General features: G+C 67.9%; 12 protein-coding genes and 1 other RNA gene. 12 read left to right on the plus strand and 1 reads right to left on the minus strand.

The genetic code is table 11. The features are described from left to right. Position 1 precedes the first annotated feature (1 nt). Positions 2-1,837, minus strand: a complete 1,836-nt coding sequence (locus tag DK459_RS12205) for an ATP-binding cassette domain-containing protein (RefSeq protein WP_070542348.1) — start codon at positions 1,835-1,837, stop codon at positions 2-4. 108 nt (positions 1,838-1,945) lie between these two features. Here DK459_RS12205 and rnpB point away from each other — a divergent pair. From rnpB to DK459_RS12265, 12 genes are all read left to right on the plus strand, one after another. Further along, an RNA gene (gene rnpB, locus DK459_RS12210) (RNase P RNA component class A) lies at positions 1,946-2,351 on the plus strand. A gap of 324 nt (positions 2,352-2,675) precedes the next feature. Then, on the plus strand, positions 2,676-3,104 hold the full coding sequence (gene mraZ / locus DK459_RS12215) for a division/cell wall cluster transcriptional repressor MraZ (protein WP_006392946.1): 429 nt from the start codon (positions 2,676-2,678) through the stop codon (positions 3,102-3,104). A 7-nt stretch (positions 3,105-3,111) separates the two neighbouring features. Next, positions 3,112-4,209 (plus strand): 16S rRNA (cytosine(1402)-N(4))-methyltransferase RsmH, encoded by a 1,098-nt coding sequence (gene rsmH, locus DK459_RS12220; RefSeq protein ID WP_006388775.1) that lies wholly within the window; start codon positions 3,112-3,114, stop codon positions 4,207-4,209. Beyond that, complete coding sequence (gene ftsL, locus DK459_RS12225) at positions 4,209-4,499, plus strand: cell division protein FtsL (RefSeq protein ID WP_006388776.1); 291 nt, start codon at positions 4,209-4,211, stop codon at positions 4,497-4,499. Before rsmH ends, ftsL begins: the two co-directional genes overlap by 1 nt. Further along, the gene (locus tag DK459_RS12230; protein WP_006388777.1) at positions 4,496-6,223 is read left to right on the plus strand and encodes a penicillin-binding protein 2; all 1,728 of its coding nucleotides are present in this window, start codon (positions 4,496-4,498) and stop codon (positions 6,221-6,223) included. The genes ftsL and DK459_RS12230 overlap by 4 nt, the downstream gene beginning before the upstream one ends. Then, positions 6,220-9,084 carry a bifunctional UDP-N-acetylmuramoyl-L-alanyl-D-glutamate--2,6-diaminopimelate ligase MurE/UDP-N-acetylmuramoyl-tripeptide--D-alanyl-D-alanine ligase MurF gene (murF, locus tag DK459_RS12235; protein ID WP_006388778.1) on the plus strand — a complete coding sequence of 955 codons (2,865 nt, stop codon included), beginning with the start codon at positions 6,220-6,222 and terminating at the stop codon, positions 9,082-9,084. The genes DK459_RS12230 and murF overlap by 4 nt, the downstream gene beginning before the upstream one ends. Next, positions 9,074-10,243 carry a phospho-N-acetylmuramoyl-pentapeptide-transferase gene (mraY, locus tag DK459_RS12240; protein WP_006388779.1) on the plus strand — a complete coding sequence of 390 codons (1,170 nt, stop codon included), beginning with the start codon at positions 9,074-9,076 and terminating at the stop codon, positions 10,241-10,243. The genes murF and mraY overlap by 11 nt, the downstream gene beginning before the upstream one ends. Next, the gene (gene murD / locus DK459_RS12245; protein ID WP_110134779.1) at positions 10,240-11,775 is read left to right on the plus strand and encodes a UDP-N-acetylmuramoyl-L-alanine--D-glutamate ligase; all 1,536 of its coding nucleotides are present in this window, start codon (positions 10,240-10,242) and stop codon (positions 11,773-11,775) included. The genes mraY and murD overlap by 4 nt, the downstream gene beginning before the upstream one ends. Further along, positions 11,772-12,965, plus strand: a complete 1,194-nt coding sequence (gene ftsW / locus DK459_RS12250) for a putative lipid II flippase FtsW (protein WP_006388781.1) — start codon at positions 11,772-11,774, stop codon at positions 12,963-12,965. Before murD ends, ftsW begins: the two co-directional genes overlap by 4 nt. Further along, positions 12,962-14,041 (plus strand): undecaprenyldiphospho-muramoylpentapeptide beta-N-acetylglucosaminyltransferase, encoded by a 1,080-nt coding sequence (gene murG / locus DK459_RS12255; protein ID WP_006388782.1) that lies wholly within the window; start codon positions 12,962-12,964, stop codon positions 14,039-14,041. Before ftsW ends, murG begins: the two co-directional genes overlap by 4 nt. Next, on the plus strand, positions 14,038-15,444 hold the full coding sequence (gene murC, locus DK459_RS12260; RefSeq protein WP_054499955.1) for a UDP-N-acetylmuramate--L-alanine ligase: 1,407 nt from the start codon (positions 14,038-14,040) through the stop codon (positions 15,442-15,444). Before murG ends, murC begins: the two co-directional genes overlap by 4 nt. Then, positions 15,441-16,391, plus strand: coding sequence for a D-alanine--D-alanine ligase (locus tag DK459_RS12265; protein ID WP_024067750.1), 951 nt, complete (start codon positions 15,441-15,443; stop codon positions 16,389-16,391). Before murC ends, DK459_RS12265 begins: the two co-directional genes overlap by 4 nt. The last annotated feature ends 12 nt before the right edge of the window (positions 16,392-16,403 follow it).

Raw genomic sequence — 16,403 nt, forward strand, 5'->3', positions numbered from 1 at the left:
CTCAGAGGGCGCCTTCGCGGCGCGCCTCGAGCAATTCCCAGCGCGCGAATCTTTCCTCGAGTTCGCTTTCCAGCTTGGACAGCTCGGCGTTGATGCGTTCGACTTCGGCGGGCGCATCGCGGTACAGGCTGCCGTCCGCCAGTTTGCCGGCCAGTTCGGCCTGCTGCGCCTCAAGTGCGGCGATGGCATCGGGCAGGCCTTCGAGTTCGCGCAATTCCCACGAATTCATCTTCGCCGCGCGCGCCGGTTTCGGCTTGGCGGCCTTGGCGCGGGCCGCGGCTTCGTCCGCCGCGCGCGCCGCCTTGGCGGCATCGTCGTCCGCGCTGGAGGCGGGCGCCGGGGCGGGGCGCTGGGCAACCCATTCGTCGTATCCGCCGACATAGTCGCGCCAGTGGCCGTTGCCTTCGTAGGCGATGGTCTGGGTGACGACGTTGTTCAGGAATGCGCGATCGTGGCTGACCAGCAGGACGGTGCCCGAATATTCCTGCAGCAGTTCCTCGAGCAGTTCCAGCGTTTCGATATCGAGGTCGTTGGTGGGCTCGTCCAGCACCAGCACGTTGGCGGGACGCGCGAACAGGCGGGCCAGCAGCAGGCGGGCGCGTTCGCCGCCTGACAGGCTGCGCACCGGAGAGCCGGCGCGGGCGGGCGAGAACAGGAAGTCGCCCAGGTAGCTCATGACGTGCTTGCGGGTGCCGCCGATCTCGACCCATTCGCTGCCCGGGCTGATGATGTCGACCAGCGTTGCGTTCTCATCGAGCTGGGCGCGCATCTGGTCGAAATAGGCCACCGACACGTTGGTGCCGGTGCGGGTCTTGCCGCTGTCGGGCTGCATTTCGCCCAGGATCAGCTTGAGCAGCGTGGTCTTGCCGGCGCCGTTGGGGCCGATGATGCCGATGCGGTCGCCGCGCAGGATGGTGGTGGAGTAGTCGTCCACCACGATCTTGTCGCCGAAGCGTTTGCCGACGTGCTCCAGTTCGGCCACCAGCTTGCCGGAGCGCTGGCCTTCGGCCAAGGCCAGCGATACGTCGCCGACGCGTTCGCGGCGCTCGGCGCGTTCCACCCGCAGGCGTTCCAGGCGCCGCACGCGGCCTTCGTTGCGGGTGCGGCGGGCTTCCACGCCCTTGCGGATCCAGACTTCTTCCTGGGCCAGCAGCTTGTCGAAGCGCGCCTGTTCGAGGCGCTCGGATTCCAGCCACTGGGCCTTGCGCTCCTGCCACTGCGAGAAGTTGCCGGGGAAGCTGAGCAGCCGGCCGCGGTCGAGTTCGACGATGCGAGTGGCCACCGAATCAAGGAAGCGGCGGTCGTGGGTGATGATGACCGCGGCGCCCTTCCAGGCGCGCAGCATTTCTTCGAGCCAGGCAATGCCGTCGAAGTCGAGGTGGTTGGTGGGCTCGTCGAGCAGCAGCAGGTCGGGCTCCTCGACCAGGGCGCGGGCCAGCGCGACGCGCTTGCGCGTACCGCCCGACAGGCCGGCGATCTGGGCGTCCGCGGGCAGGCCGAGCTTTTCCAGCATGGCGCGTACGCGCGACGGGCGTTGCCAGTCTTCGTGGTCGCCTTCGACGTTGCAGACCACGTCGAAGACAGTGGCGTTTTCGTCCAGCGCCGGCTCCTGTTCGACCGTGGCCACGCGCAGCCCCGAACTGCGGGCGATGTCGCCGTCGTCGGGAACGGTGCGGCCATCCAGCAGCCGCAGCAGCGAGGACTTGCCGGCGCCGTTGCGGCCGATGAGGCCGATGCGCTCGCCGGCCTGGATGGCGAAGTCGGCGTGGTCCAGCAGCGGATGGTGGCCATAGGCCAGCTGGATGTCGGTCAGGGTGATGAGCGTTGCGAGGGCCATGTAGTGAGGTCGTTCTTGCGGCGGATAAGCGGATCAGGCCGTATTGTCGCAGGAACCCGGGATGGTGTTCGGGGACGGAGCGGAGAGCTGTACTAGAATACGCACCGCAGGGCGGATCGGGCGATCGCGGTGGATGCAAGTCCATCGAGGAAGGTCCGGACTCCACAGGGCAGGGTAGCGGCTAACGGCCGTCCGGCCGCGTTTTCGGGCGCGGCCGAGGAATAGGGCCACAGAGACGAGTCTGCGGGGCGGGCGCGCCAGTCGCGCACAGATACGGCCATCTCCGTATCGCGCCGGCCGGCAACGGTCGGCGGCATCGCAGGGTGAAACGCGGCAACCTCTACCCGGAGCAACATCAAATAGGCATGCGTGCGGCTTTCGGGCCGCGAAGGGCGGCTCCGTCCGAGCATGCGGGTAGGTGGCTACAGCGGCTCAGCAATGATCCGCGCAGAGGAATGATCGTCCGCCAGGGAAACCTGGTGTACAGAATCCGGCCTATAGATCCGTCCTGCATCGGATTTCAACCGGCGCGCGGCGCCACGGGGGCTTTTTTTTCGCCCCGACATCCGCCACCTGGCGCGCAACGCCCGCCAGTCTTCGGCAAGCGGGCTGGGTAAAACAATGCAAAGGCATTGTTAGCCGCCACTTCTTAAGAAGCACTTTTAGATAGTGATGCAACCTCCTGATTTATTGGGAGGTTTTTCTTTTTGCGTATTTACAAGTTGCTCTAAGTCCTTGTTGTGATTGAAAAAATTGCAACCGCGCGCTTGACCGCCCCATTGCCATACCGTAGAGTGGGAAATAGTAGGAAATTGTGCAATTAAGTGGGGTAAAAGTGGTGTTTCAGGGAAGCAGCGCGCTCACGCTGGATGCCAAGGGACGGATCTCGATTCCGACCCGGCATCGTGACGCGCTGATGGCGCAGGCCGAAGGCCGCCTGACCCTGACCCGCCATCCAGACGGCTGCCTGCTGGTGTACCCGCGGCCCGAGTGGGAAAAGAAGCGCGAGCAGATTGCCGCCTTTCCCATGACGGCGCGCGCGTTGCAGCGGCTGTTGCTGGGCAACGCTCAGGACGTGGAACTGGACGGCTCCGGCCGCGTCCTGATCGCGCCTGAACTGCGCAACGCTTCCGGTATGACGCGCGATGTGATGCTGCTCGGTCTGGGCGCTCATTTCGAGCTGTGGGATGCCGCTACCCTGGCGAGCCGCGAGGCTGAGGACCTGGCCAAGGGTATGCCGGATGTGTTGAATCAGTTTTCGTTCTGAAAGAGTTATGGAATTCGAACATCGGCCCGTCCTGCTGGAGCCGACGGTGGACGCGCTGTTGCTGGCCGATTTCGGCGGCAAGGGCGCGGCACGGTCGCAGCCCGGCGACGAGCCGGCTGCGGCTACGCGAGCGGAACGGGGTGTCTTCGTCGACGGCACCTTCGGTCGCGGCGGCCACAGCCGCGAGCTGCTCGGCCGCCTGGGACCGACGGCCCGCCTGGTGGTGTTCGACAAGGATCCCGAGGCGATCGCGGTGGCCAATGCGTTGGCGGCGGCGGATTCCCGGGTGACGGTGGTGCATGGCGGCTTTGCCACCATGGCCGAAGAGTTGCGGCAGCTCGGCATCGACAAGGTCGATGGCGTGATGCTGGATCTGGGCGTGTCGTCGCCTCAGATCGATGATGCCGAGCGCGGTTTCTCGTTCATGCGGGATGGCCCGCTCGACATGCGGATGGACACCACTCGTGGACCCACGGTGGCGGATTGGCTGGCGCAAGCCAGTGTGGATGAGATGCGGGAGGTCATAGCGGATTATGGCGAAGAACGGTTTGCTTTTCAGGTTGCAAAGGCGATTGCTGCTCGCCGCGCAACAAGGCCGCTGCGCACCACGCTCGAGCTTGCCGAGTGCGTCGCCAGCGCCGTCCGCACGCGCGAAAAGGGGCAGCATCCGGCCACACGCACCTTTCAAGCTCTACGGATTTACATCAATCGGGAACTCGAAGAGCTCGCGCGCACCCTCGCGTCAGCTCTAGACCTGCTCGCCCCGGGGGGGAGGTTGGCGGTGATCAGCTTTCATTCGCTTGAAGACCGCATGGTCAAGCAGTGCATCGCGGCGGCGGCTCGTCCGGCTGCCGCGCATGCGCGCCTGCCCCTGCGCGAAAGCGAAATGCCCCAACCCGTATTGCGTTCCCTGGGACGCGTGCTGGCCGAGGACGAAGAGGTTGCGGCCAATGCGCGCGCCCGCTCGGCGGTGCTGCGCGTTGCCGAACGCACCGCCACGCCCTTGTCCGCCGAGGGCGGCATGGCCTTCGTGAAAATCGGTTCGCTGCCCGGCAGCGACCTGGCTCCGCCGCCGCGCCGCGGCGGCAAGGGAGGGCGCCGCTGATGGGTCGCGTCAACCTGATCGTTGCGGCTTTGCTGATGCTGTCGGCCATTTCCCTGGTCACCAGCCGGTATCAGTCGCGCCAGCTTTTCGTGGAGCTGGGCCGCGATCAGGCGCAGGAGCGCGATCTGGAAACCAACTGGCGGCGGTTGCAGCTGGAACGCGCCGAACTGGCGCGCAATGCCCGGGTCGACGTGATCGCCCGCGACAACCTGAAGATGATTCCCATCGTGCCTGACCGCACGCTGTATCTGAATCAGGCGCCGGTCCCGGCCAGCGGAGGTGCCCAATGAAGCGCGTTCCGTTCTTCGACAATCCGGTGCTGCGCGGGCAGCTGCCGACCTGGCGCGCGCGCCTGGTGCTGATCCTGCTGTTCGGCGGATTCACCGTGCTGGCCGGCCGCGCGCTGTTCCTGCAAGGGCTGTCCACGGAATTCCTGCAGCAGCAGGGCGAGCGCCGCTACGAGCGCACGCTGACGCTGGCCGCGACGCGCGGCAAGATCATGGATCGCAACGGCGCCGTGCTGGCTTCCAGCGTGCCGGCGCGAGCCATCTGGGCGATCCCGGAAGACCTCAAGCAGGCCACGCCCGCCCAGCTGGATACGTTGGCCAAACTGTTGGAAACCCCGGTGGCAGACCTGCGCCGCCGGGTGGAAGAAGACAAGAATTTCGTCTACCTGAAGCGTCAGGTGGCGATGGACGTGGCCGACAAGATCAAGCAGCTCGGCCTGCCGGGCGTGCACCAGCAGCCCGAGACCCGCCGCTATTACCCGGACGGCGACGTGATGGCCCACGTGGTGGGTTTCAACAGCGTCGAGGACCAGGGACAGGAAGGCGTCGAGCTGACCTTCAACCAGCAGCTGTCGGGCCGGCCGGGCAGCCGCCGCGTCATCAAGGACCGGTTGGGCCGCGTCATCGAGGACGTGCAGGCCGTGACGCTGCCGGTGGACGGCCGCGACCTGCGCCTGTCGATCGATACGCGTCTTCAGTACCTGGTGTTCAAGGAACTGAAGGACGCCATGGACAAGCATCAGGCCAAGGGCGCCACCGCCGTGGTCGTCGACGTGCATACCGGCGAGATCCTGGCGCTGGCCAACGTGCCGACCTTCGATCCGAACAAGCGCGAGACCTTTCACGGCGCCAACCTGCGCAACCAGGCCATCACCGACACGTTCGAGCCCGGCTCGATCATGAAGCCGTTCACCGCCGCGCTGGCGCTGGACCTGGGCCGCATCACCACCTCGACCCTGTTCGAGACCGGCAATGGCCGCTTCACCTACCAGGGCAGCACCATCAGCGACGTCAGCCGCAATGGCACGCTGGACGTGGCCGGCGTGCTGCGCAAGTCCAGCAACATCGGCATGACGATGATCTCCGAGAAGCTGGAATCCCGTGAAATGTGGGATCGCTTCACAGAACTGGGCCTGGGCCAGGCGCCCCAGGTGGGATTTCCCGGCGCGGCGCCCGGCCGCCTGCGTCCGTGGGATCGCTGGCGCCTGATCGAGAAGGCCACCATGGCCTACGGCTACGGCCTGTCGGTGTCGCTGCTGCAGGTGGCGCGCGCCTACACGGTGTTCGCCCGCAACGGCGACATGGTGTCGCTGACCCTGGTCAAGCGCGACAGCGATCCGACCAGCGTCAAGATCTACACGCCCAAGACCACCGCGCTGGTGCGCGGCATGCTGGAAGCGGCTGCCGGCCCGGAAGGCACCAAGGCCGCCCAGGTCCAGGGCTACCGCGTGGCCGGCAAGAGCGGCACCGCGCGCAAGATCGTCGACGGCAAGTACAGCATGCAGCGCTATCGCAGCTCGTACGTCGGCTTTGCGCCGGTGTCCGACCCCAAGATCGTGGTGGCCGTCTCGATCGACGAGCCCACGGTCGGCGGTTATTACGGCGGCGCGATCGCCGCGCCCGTGTTCTCCCATATCGTCGGTGGGAGTCTGCGGTTGATGGGGGTGCGGCCGGACGCGCCCTTCGAATCGACAATTGTTGCTGGTATCAAGGAGCCAGGCAGATGAGCGCCAAGGGCTTCCTCTCATCCCCCGCCGCCACGGTCGAACAAGCCGTGGCGTGGTTGCATTCGCGCGTGTCGTTGACCGCGCACCTGAAGCTGGACTCGCGCGAGATCGAGCCGGGCGACGTGTTCGTCGCCTGCCCGGGCTTGTCCAGCGACGGCCGTCTATATATAGAGAAGGCGCTGGCGCTGGGCGCCAGCGCGGTGCTGTTCGAAGCGCCCGCGACCGCGGCCATCGAGGCCGCGGCCGCCGCCGGCGATACGCCGATGCTGCCGGTGACCGGCCTGCGCGCCCTGCTGGGCGAGCTGGGCGACACCTGGTACGGCCGGCCGTCGTCCACGCTGGCCGTGGTGGCCGTGACCGGCACCAACGGCAAGACCTCGTCGGTGCAATGGATCGCCCACGCACTGGGCCGCAACGACAAGCCCTGCGGCACCATCGGCACCCTGGGCGCCGTGCTGCCCGACGGGCAGACGCTGGGCGGCCATCTCACGACTCCGGATGTGCTGACCGTGCATCGCCTGCTGGCCGCCATGCGCGATGCCGGCGCCAAGGCGGTGGCGATGGAGGCATCGTCGATCGGCATCGAACAGGGTCGCATGGACGGCGTGCGGGTGGCGCTGGCTGCCTACACCAACCTGACCCGCGATCACCTCGACTATCACGGCACCATGGAACGCTACGAGGCGGCCAAGGCCAGCCTGTTCCGCTGGCCCGGCCTGAGCGCTGCGGTGGTCAATGCCGATGACGAAGCCGGGCGCCGCCTGATCGCTTCGCTGCCGGCGGACCTGTCGGTGATGGGCTACAGCCTGAGCGCGGATCCCGCGATTCCCGCGGCGATGCGCGCGCGCGACTTGCAGGCCACCGCGCAAGGCCAGATCTTCACGCTGGTGTCGCCGCATGGCGAGGCCCAGATCGTGACGCGCCTGCTGGGGGCGCACAACGTCTCCAACCTGTTGCTGGTGGCGGGCGTGCTGTACAAGCTGGGCCTGCCGTTCGCGCAGATCGCGCGCGAACTGGCCGCGACCGATCCGGTCGACGGCCGCCTGCAGACCGTGGAGCCGGTTGCCGCCAGCACGCAGGCCCATGCGGGCCGGGGCGCGCTGGTGGTGGTGGACTACTCCCATACCCCCGATTCGCTGGCGCGCGCGCTGATGGCATTGCGCCCCGTGGCCCAGGCGCGGGCGGGCCGCCTGGTGTGCGTGTTCGGTTGCGGCGGTGATCGCGATGCCGGCAAGCGCCCGGAGATGGGCCGCATCGCCGCCGAATTGGCGGATCACGTGGTGGTGTCCAGCGACAACCCGCGCAGCGAGTCGCCCGACGCCATCGTGGCGCAGATCCTGGCCGGCATTCCGGCGTCGGTGGCGGTCGAAGTGCAGGTCGACCGCGCCCGCGCCATCATGCAGGCCATCTGGGCCAGCGCGCCCGAGGACGTGGTGCTGCTGGCAGGCAAGGGCCACGAGACCTATCAGGAAATCGCCGGCGAGAAGCTGCCCTTCGACGATCGCGAGTGGGCGCGCCTGGCGCTGCTGCTGCCGCTGGTCAAGGGCGTTTCCACGGATACGCGACGCATTGGCGCCGGCGAGTTGTTCGTGGCGCTGGTGGGCGAGAACTTCGACGCGCACAACTATCTGGACCAGGCCGCAGAGCGCGGCGCTTGCGCCGCGGTGGTGGCGCACGCGGTGCCGGAATCGAGCCTGCCGCAGCTGGTGCTGGGCGATACGCGCGTGGCGCTGATGCGCATCGGCGCGGCCTGGCGCGCCCGTTTCAAGCTGCCGGTGGTGGCGGTGACGGGCAGCAACGGCAAGACCACCACCAAGGAAATGATCTCGGCCATGTTGGCCGGCTGGCGCGGCGAGGCCGGCCGCCTGGCCACGGCCGGCAACCTGAACAACGACATCGGCGTGCCGTTGACCGTGCTGCGCCTGCGCCCGGAACATCGCGCCGCCGTTTTCGAGCTGGGCATGAATCATCCGGGCGAGATCGCCCAATTGGCGGCCATCGCGGCGCCGAGCGTGGCGCTGGTGACCAATGCCCAGCGCGAGCACCAGGAGTTCATGCATACCGTGGAAGCGGTGGCGCTGGAAAATGGCGCCGCCATCGCGGCGCTGCCGGCGGACGGCGTGGCGGTCTATCCGGGCGACGAGCCTTACGCGGCCATCTGGGACAGGCTGGCCGCGCCGCGCCGCGCGCTGCGTTTCGGCCTGCAGCCCGGCCTGGATGTCTACGCCGAGCAGATCCTGGCGGACGTCGATTCGACGCGCTGCCGCGTGGTGACGCCGGTGGGCAGCGCCGACCTGACGCTGCCGGTGCCCGGCGTGCACAACCTGCGCAATGCGCTGGCGGCGATCGCCAGTGCCATCGCCGCGGGGGCGCCGTTGGACGTGGCGGTACGGGCGCTGGCCGGTTTCAGCCCCGTGGCGGGCCGCATGCAATACAAGAAATTGAGTGACGGAACGTTGCTCATCGATGACACCTACAATGCCAACCCCGACTCGGTTCGCGCGGCCATCGACGTGCTGGCGCGTATCGCCGGAACCCGCGTCCTGGTACTGGGCGACATGGGCGAGGTCGGGGACAACGGCCCCGCCATGCATGAAGAGGTGGGCAATTACGCGCGCGAGCTTGGCCTCGACGCGCTCATCACGCTAGGCGATGCCAGCCGGGCGGCCGCGGCCGCGTTCGGCACGGGCGCGCACGCCTGCGCATCGGTAGACGAAGTCGTTGCCGCATTGCGCGGCCTGCGCGCGTCCTGCGTATTGATAAAGGGATCGCGCTTTATGCGCATGGAGCGGGTAGTGACGGCTTTTATTTCGAATGACGGACAGGCGTCCAAGGGGCAGGGGGACAACCATGCTGCTTGAGATCGCCCGCCTGCTTTCCGATGATGTGCGCGCCTTGGGCGTGTTCGAGTACATCACGCTGCGCGCGGTGCTGGCGTGCGCCACCGCGCTGCTGATCGGCCTGGTGGCCGGCCCGCGCGTGATCCGCAAGCTGACCGAGATGAAGATCGGCCAGGCCGTGCGTTCGTATGGCCCGGAAAGCCACCTGGTCAAGACCGGCACCCCGACCATGGGCGGTGTGCTGATCCTGATTTCCATCGCCATCAGCACGCTGCTGTGGGCCGACTGGACCAACCGCTTCGTGTGGGTGGTGCTGCTGGTGACGTTCGGCTTTGGCTGGATCGGCTGGATGGACGATTACCGCAAGGTGGTCTATCGCGATCCGGAAGGCATGCCGGCGCGCCAGAAGTTCTTCTGGCAGGCGTCCATCGGCCTGGTGGCCGCGGTCTATCTGGCGTTCGCCGTGTCGGCGCCCGCCAACACCGAGCTGTGGCCGCTGTTCAAGGCCTGGGTGGGCAGCGGCTTCACGATGTCGCTGCCGACGCGCGCCGACCTGATCGTGCCGTTCTTCAAGACCGTCAGCTACCCGCTGGGCGTGCTTGGTTTCGTGGCGTTGACGTGGGCCGTGATCGTCGGCACCAGCAACGCCGTCAACCTGACCGACGGCCTGGATGGCCTGGCGATCATGCCCACCGTGATGGTCGGCAGCGCGCTCGGCATCTTTGCCTACGTGGTCGGCCGTGTCGACTATTCGAAGTACCTGCTGTTCCCGTACATCCCCGGGGCATCGGAATTGATGGTGCTGTGCGCGGCGATCGGCGGCGCGGGGCTGGCATTTTTGTGGTTCAACGCGTATCCGGCGCAGGTCTTCATGGGTGACGTCGGCGCGCTGGCGCTGGGTGGCGCGCTGGGCACCATCGCGGTCATCGTGCGCCAGGAGATCGTGCTGTTCATCATGGGCGGCGTGTTCGTGGTCGAGACCCTGTCGGTGATGATCCAGGTGACGTGGTTCAAGTACACCAAGCGACGTTATGGAACAGGTAGACGCATATTCCGCATGGCTCCGCTGCATCATCACTTCGAAGTTGGCGGCTGGAAGGAAACCCAGGTGGTCGTGCGTTTCTGGATCATCAGCATGATGCTGGTGCTGATTGGCCTCTCTACCCTGAAGTTGCGATGAACACGATGGAAACCACCTCCCGCGCCGATGCGCCGCTCGTCCTGATCCTCGGATTGGGCGAGTCGGGCGTGGCCGCCGCACGCTGGAGCGCCCGCCAGGGCGCCCGCCTGCGCGTGGCCGACACGCGCGCGGAGCCGGGTGGGCTGTCCGCGTTGCGTGACGCGCTGGCGCAGGCCGAGGTCGAATACCGCCTGGGTTGCGATACGTCTTTCGATGTCGCGTTGCTGGACGGCGTGAGCCAGGTCGTCGTCAGCCCGGGGCTCGCGCCGGACGGAGCGCCGGCCGGCGACCTGCTGCGCGAGGCCAAGGCCCGCGGCATCGAGGTCATCGGCGAGATCGAGTTGTTTGCGCGGGCGCTGGCCGAACTGGCCGAGACCCGCGAGTACCGCCCGCGCGTGCTGGCCGTGACCGGCACCAATGGCAAGACCACCGTCACCGCGCTGACGCGCGACCTGGTGGCGGCCAGCGGCCTGTCGGTGCTGGCCGCCGGCAACATCAGCCCGGCCGCGCTGACCGCCTTGATGCAGGCGCTGGATGCCGACGACCTGCCGCAGGTGTGGGTGCTGGAACTGTCGAGCTTCCAGCTCGAGACCACGCACACGCTGATGGCCGACGCGGCCGTCGTGCTCAATGTGACGCAGGATCACCTGGACTGGCACGGCGGCATGGACGCCTACGCGCGGACCAAGGCGCGCCTGCTGAAGATGACGCGCATCGCCATCGTCAACCGCGACGATCCGTACACCGTCGACATGGTGCCGTCGCTGGACGCCATGCCGGTGCGCAGCTTTGGCCGCGAGGTGCCTGAGCTGGTCGGCGACATGGGGCTGGAATTGGGCCAGGGCGTGGCCTGGCTGGTGGCGGCCGAGCCGCTCGATTTCGACGAACCGGTGGCGCCGGTGCGCCGCAAGAAGGACGCGCCGGAGTCGACCCGCGCCAAGGGCCGCATGAGCCGCCTGATGCCGGTCGATGCCTTGCGCATCCGCGGCATCCACAATGCCTTGAACGCGCTGGCCGCATTGCAGCTGGCGCGCTGCCTCGACCTCGGTTGGGGCCCCATGCTGCGCGCCCTGCGCGAATACGCGGGCGAGCCGCATCGCGCCGCCTTCGTGCGCAGTATCGGCGGCGTGGACTACATCAACGACAGCAAGGGCACCAACGTCGGCGCCACCGTGGCCGCGCTCGAAGGCATGGGCCAGCCGGTGGTGCTTATCGCCGGCGGCCAGGGCAAGGGCCAGGATTTTTCGCCGCTGATCCCCGTCGTGTCGCGCCATGCGCGCGCCGTGCTGCTGATCGGCCAGGATGGCCCCGAGATCGGCCGCGTGCTGGCCGCCACCGGCGTCGACTGCATCGCCGTGGAATCGCTGCGCGACGCCGTGCGCCGCGCCGCCGAACTGGCCCAGGCCGGCGACGTGGTGCTGCTCTCGCCCGCCTGCGCCAGCCTGGACATGTTCCGCAATTACCCGCACCGCGGGCAAGTGTTCGTGGAAGAGGTCGAAGACCTGGCCCGCGACCGGGGAGAGGTGGCATGAGCCTGATCGCCGATCTCACCGCCAGCGTCAATGCCGTACGGCCCGGCCGTACCCGCATGCGCAATTTCGACATGCCGCTCGCGATTGCGGCGTCGACCTTGCTGCTGCTCGGCCTGCTGATGGTGTATTCGGCATCGATCGCGCTGGCCGACGGTCCGCGCTATGCCTCCTATGGCCGCTACTACTTCGTGATCCGCCACGGCCTGTTCATCAGCGCCGGCCTGGTGGCGGCCGCGGTTGTGCTGGCGGTGCCGATCCGTGTCTGGCAGCGCCTGGCGGTGCCGCTGTTCGTGGTGGCGATGGTGCTGCTGGTGGCCGTGCTGATTCCGGGCATCGGCCGCGAGGTCAACGGCGCGCATCGCTGGATCCCGCTGGGCCCGCTGAATTTCCAGCCGTCGGAACTGATGAAGCTGGCCGCGCTGCTCTATGCCGCCGACTACACCGTGCGCAAGCAGGAACACATGCAGGCCTTCGCCCGCGGCTTCCTGCCCATGGCGTTCGCGCTGGCCGGCGTCGGCATGCTGCTGCTGCTCGAGCCCGACCTGGGCGCATTCATGGTGATCGTGGCGATCGCCATCGGCATCCTGTTCCTGGGTGGTATCAACGGCAAGTATTTCAGCAGCCTGCTGGCGGTGCTGGTGGGCACTTTCCTGATGCTGATCTGGCTGTCGCCGTGGCGCCGCGCGCGCCTGTTCGCCTATCTGGATCCCTGGAACGAAGACAACGCCTACGGCAGTGCCTACCAGCTGTCGCATTCGCTCATCGCCCTGGGGCGCGGGGAGTGGCTGGGCGTGGGCCTGGGCGCCAGCGTCGAGAAATTGCACTACCTGCCGGAAGCCCATACCGACTTCCTGATGGCGGTGGTGGGCGAGGAACTCGGCTTCGCCGGCGTGATGCTGGTGATCTCGCTGTTCGCCATCATCGTCTACCGCGGCTTCGACATCGGCCGCCAGGCCATCGCCATGGAACGCACTTTCGCGGGCCTGGTGGCGCATGGCGTGGCGATGTGGTTCGGCGTGCAGGCTTTCATCAACATGGGCGTGTGCCTGGGGCTGCTGCCGACCAAGGGCCTGACGTTGCCGCTGATGAGCTATGGCGGTTCGGGCGTGGTGATGAACCTGTGCGCCCTGGCCATGCTGATACGGGTGGATGTGGAAAACCGCATCATGATGCGCGGGGGACGGGTATGACCGCGTCGTCGCGCACCATCCTCATCATGGCCGGCGGCACCGGCGGGCACATCATGCCCGGCCTGGCCGTGGCCGATGTGCTGCGCCAGCGCGGCTGGCGCGTGCTGTGGCTGGGCAATCCCGACAAGATGGAAGGCAAGCTGGTGCCGCCGCGCGGCATCGAGCTGGTGCCGCTGCGTTTCGCCGGCGTGCGCGGCAAGGGCGCGGCTGCATTGCTGAAGCTGCCGTTCCTGCTGGTGCGCGCCTTTGCGCAGGCCTGGTCGCGGTTGTCGGCGGTGCGGCCGGACGTGGTGCTGGGCATGGGCGGCTATGTCGCCTTCCCCGGCGGCGTCATCGCGGCGCTACGCGGCACGCCGCTGGTGGTGCACGAACAGAACGCAGTGGCCGGCACCGCCAACAAGTGGCTGGCGCGCATGGCCCGTCGCGTCTTGAGTGGTTTTCCCGGCGTGCTGCCCAAGGGCGAGGCCATGGGTAACCCCGTGCGCGCCGACCTGTGCGCCTTGCCCGATCCGGCGCAGCGCTACGCCGGCCGCGGCGGCCCGCTGCGGCTGTTGGTGGTGGGCGGCAGCCTGGGCGCCCAGGCGCTGAACACCGCCGTGCCGCAGGCGCTGGCGCGGCTGCCGCAGGAGCGTCGTCCGGTGGTGGTGCACCAGGCCGGCGAACAACATCTGCCGGCGCTGCAGCAGGCCTACGCCCAGGCGGGCGTGGCGGCCGACTGCCGCGCCTTCATCGACGACATGGCCGGCGCCATGGGCGACGCCGACCTGCTGATCTGCCGCGCGGGCGCCATGACGGTGTCCGAAGTGGCCGCGGCGGGCGTGGCGGCGCTGTTCGTGCCGTTCCCCCATGCCATCGACGATCACCAGACCGCCAACGCGCGCTTCCTGAGCGACGCGCAGGCCGCCTGGCTGCAGCCGCAGAGCGCCTTGAGCCCCGAGTGGCTGGCGGACTGGCTGGGCCAGCGCAATCGACAAGAACTGCAAGCCGTCGCAGAACGGGCCCGCGCGCATGCGCACCCGCAAGCGGCGGCGCATATCGCCGACGTCTGTGAACAAGCAGCGGGGCGTTCATCATGAAACACAGAATCCAACATATCCATTTCGTAGGCATCGGCGGCTCCGGCATGAGCGGCATTGCCGAGGTGTTGCTCAACCTGGGCTACACCGTCAGCGGCTCCGACCTGAACGAGTCGGCCGTGACGCGCCGCCTGGCCGCGCTGGGCGTGAACATCGCCATCGGTCACGTCGCCAGCAATGTCACCGGCGCCGACGCCATCGTCACGTCGACCGCGGTGGCGGGCGACAACCCCGAGGTCATCGGGGCCCGCGCCGCGCGCATTCCGGTGGTGCCGCGCGCCATCATGCTGGCCGAGCTGATGCGCCTGAAGCGCGGCATCGCGGTGGCGGGCACGCACGGCAAGACCACCACCACCAGCCTGGTGGCCAGCATCCTGGCCGCCGGCGACCTGGACCCGACCTTCGTGATCGGCGGGCGCCTGAATTCCGCCGGCGCCAATGCGCGGCTGGGACAGGGCGACTACATCGTGGTCGAGGCCGACGAATCCGACGCCTCGTTCCTGAACCTGCTGCCGGTGATGGCCATCGTGACCAACATCGACGCGGATCACATGGACACCTATGGCCACGACGTGGCCCGCCTCAAGAGCGCGTTCATCGAATTCACCCAGCGCCTGCCGTTCTACGGCAGCGCGGTGCTGTGCACCGATGACGCCAACGTGCGCGAGATCATGCCGTTCGTGTCGCGCCCCATTACCTCGTATGGCCTGAACGAAGACGCGATGGTGCGCGGCTACGAAGTGCAGGCGGACGGCACGCGCATGCGCTTCAACGTGCAGCGCAGCCACCGCGACACGCTGCTGCCGCCGCTGCAGGTGGAGCTGAACCTGCCGGGCCTGCACAACGTGCGCAACGCGCTGGCGGCGATCGCCGTGGCGACCGAGCTGGGCGTGTCCGATGAAGCCATTCGCGACGCGCTGGCGTCGTTCAAGGGCGTGGGCCGCCGCTTTACGCAGACGGGCGAATTCCCGGTGCCGGCCGCGCATGGCGGCGGCACCTTCACGGTGATCGACGACTACGGCCACCATCCGGTGGAAATGGCCGCCACGCTGGCCGCGGCCCGCGGCGCCTGGCCCGACCGCCGCATTGTGCTGGCGTTCCAGCCGCACCGCTACACGCGTACCCGCGACTGCTTCGAGGATTTCGTGCGCGTGCTGGGCACGGCCGACGCGGTGCTGCTGACCGAGGTCTATGCCGCCGGCGAGCCGCCGCTGGTGGCCGCCGACGGCCGCGCCCTGTCGCGCGCCCTGCGCGTGGCCGGCAAGGTCGAGCCGGTGTTCGTCGAGGACGTGGCCGACCTGCCGCAGGCGGTGGTCGATTTCGTGCGCGATCGCGACGTGGTGATCGTCATGGGGGCGGGCTCGATCAGCAAGGTCCCGGCCCAAGTTGGAGAATTGGCATGAGCGCGAAATTCGGCAAAGTAGGTGTGTTGTACGGCGGCCGTTCCGCCGAACGCGAGGTGTCGCTGATGTCCGGGGCCGGCGTGCACCAGGCGCTGCTGAGCGCCGGCGTCGACGCGCACCTGTTCGACACCGGTGAACGCAGCCTGGCTGAATTGGCCGCCGAGGGCTTCGAGCGCGTGTTCATCGCGCTGCATGGCCGCTTCGGCGAGGACGGCTCGATCCAGGGCGCGCTGGAACTGCTGGGCATCCCCTATACCGGCAGCGGCCCGCTGGCCTCGGCCCTGGCCATGGACAAGACCATGACCAAGCGCGTGTGGCTGCAGCATGGCCTGCCCACGCCGGAATTCGAGTTGCTGGATGCCGACACCGAACTGCGCCTAGTGCCGGACCGCCTGAGCCTGCCGCTGATCATCAAGCCGCCGCACGAAGGTTCGACCGTGGGCATCACCAAGGTGGTGGGCTATTCCGACATGAAGGAAGCCTATGCCCTGGCTGCCAAGTTCGACGCCGAGGTGCTGGCCGAGCAGTTCATCCAGGGCCGCGAGCTGACCGTGGCGATCCTGGGCGGCGGCAAGAGCGCGCGCGCGCTGCCGGTGATCGAGATCGCCGCGCCCGGCGGCAACTACGACTACGAACACAAGTACTTCTCCGACGACACGCAGTACTTCTGCCCGGCGGCGCTGCCGCCTGCCGTTGCCGAGGAGGTCGCCGACATCGCGGTGCGCGCCTATCGCGCGCTGGGTTGTGAAGGCTGGGGTCGCGCCGACTTCATGCTGGACGCCGACAACCGCCCCTGGCTGCTTGAAATGAATACCTCGCCCGGCATGACCAGCCATTCGCTGGTGCCGATGGCGGCCCGCGCCACCGGCATGAGCTATGCCGAGCTGTGCGTGACGATCCTGGCCGACGCCTCGTGCAAGTTGCACAGCGCCGCTCGCAATACTTGACCCGGACATTCT

It is taken from the genome of Achromobacter sp. RW408 (assembly GCF_003184165.1).
In the GTDB taxonomy this organism is placed as follows: domain Bacteria; phylum Pseudomonadota; class Gammaproteobacteria; order Burkholderiales; family Burkholderiaceae_B; genus Achromobacter; species Achromobacter xylosoxidans.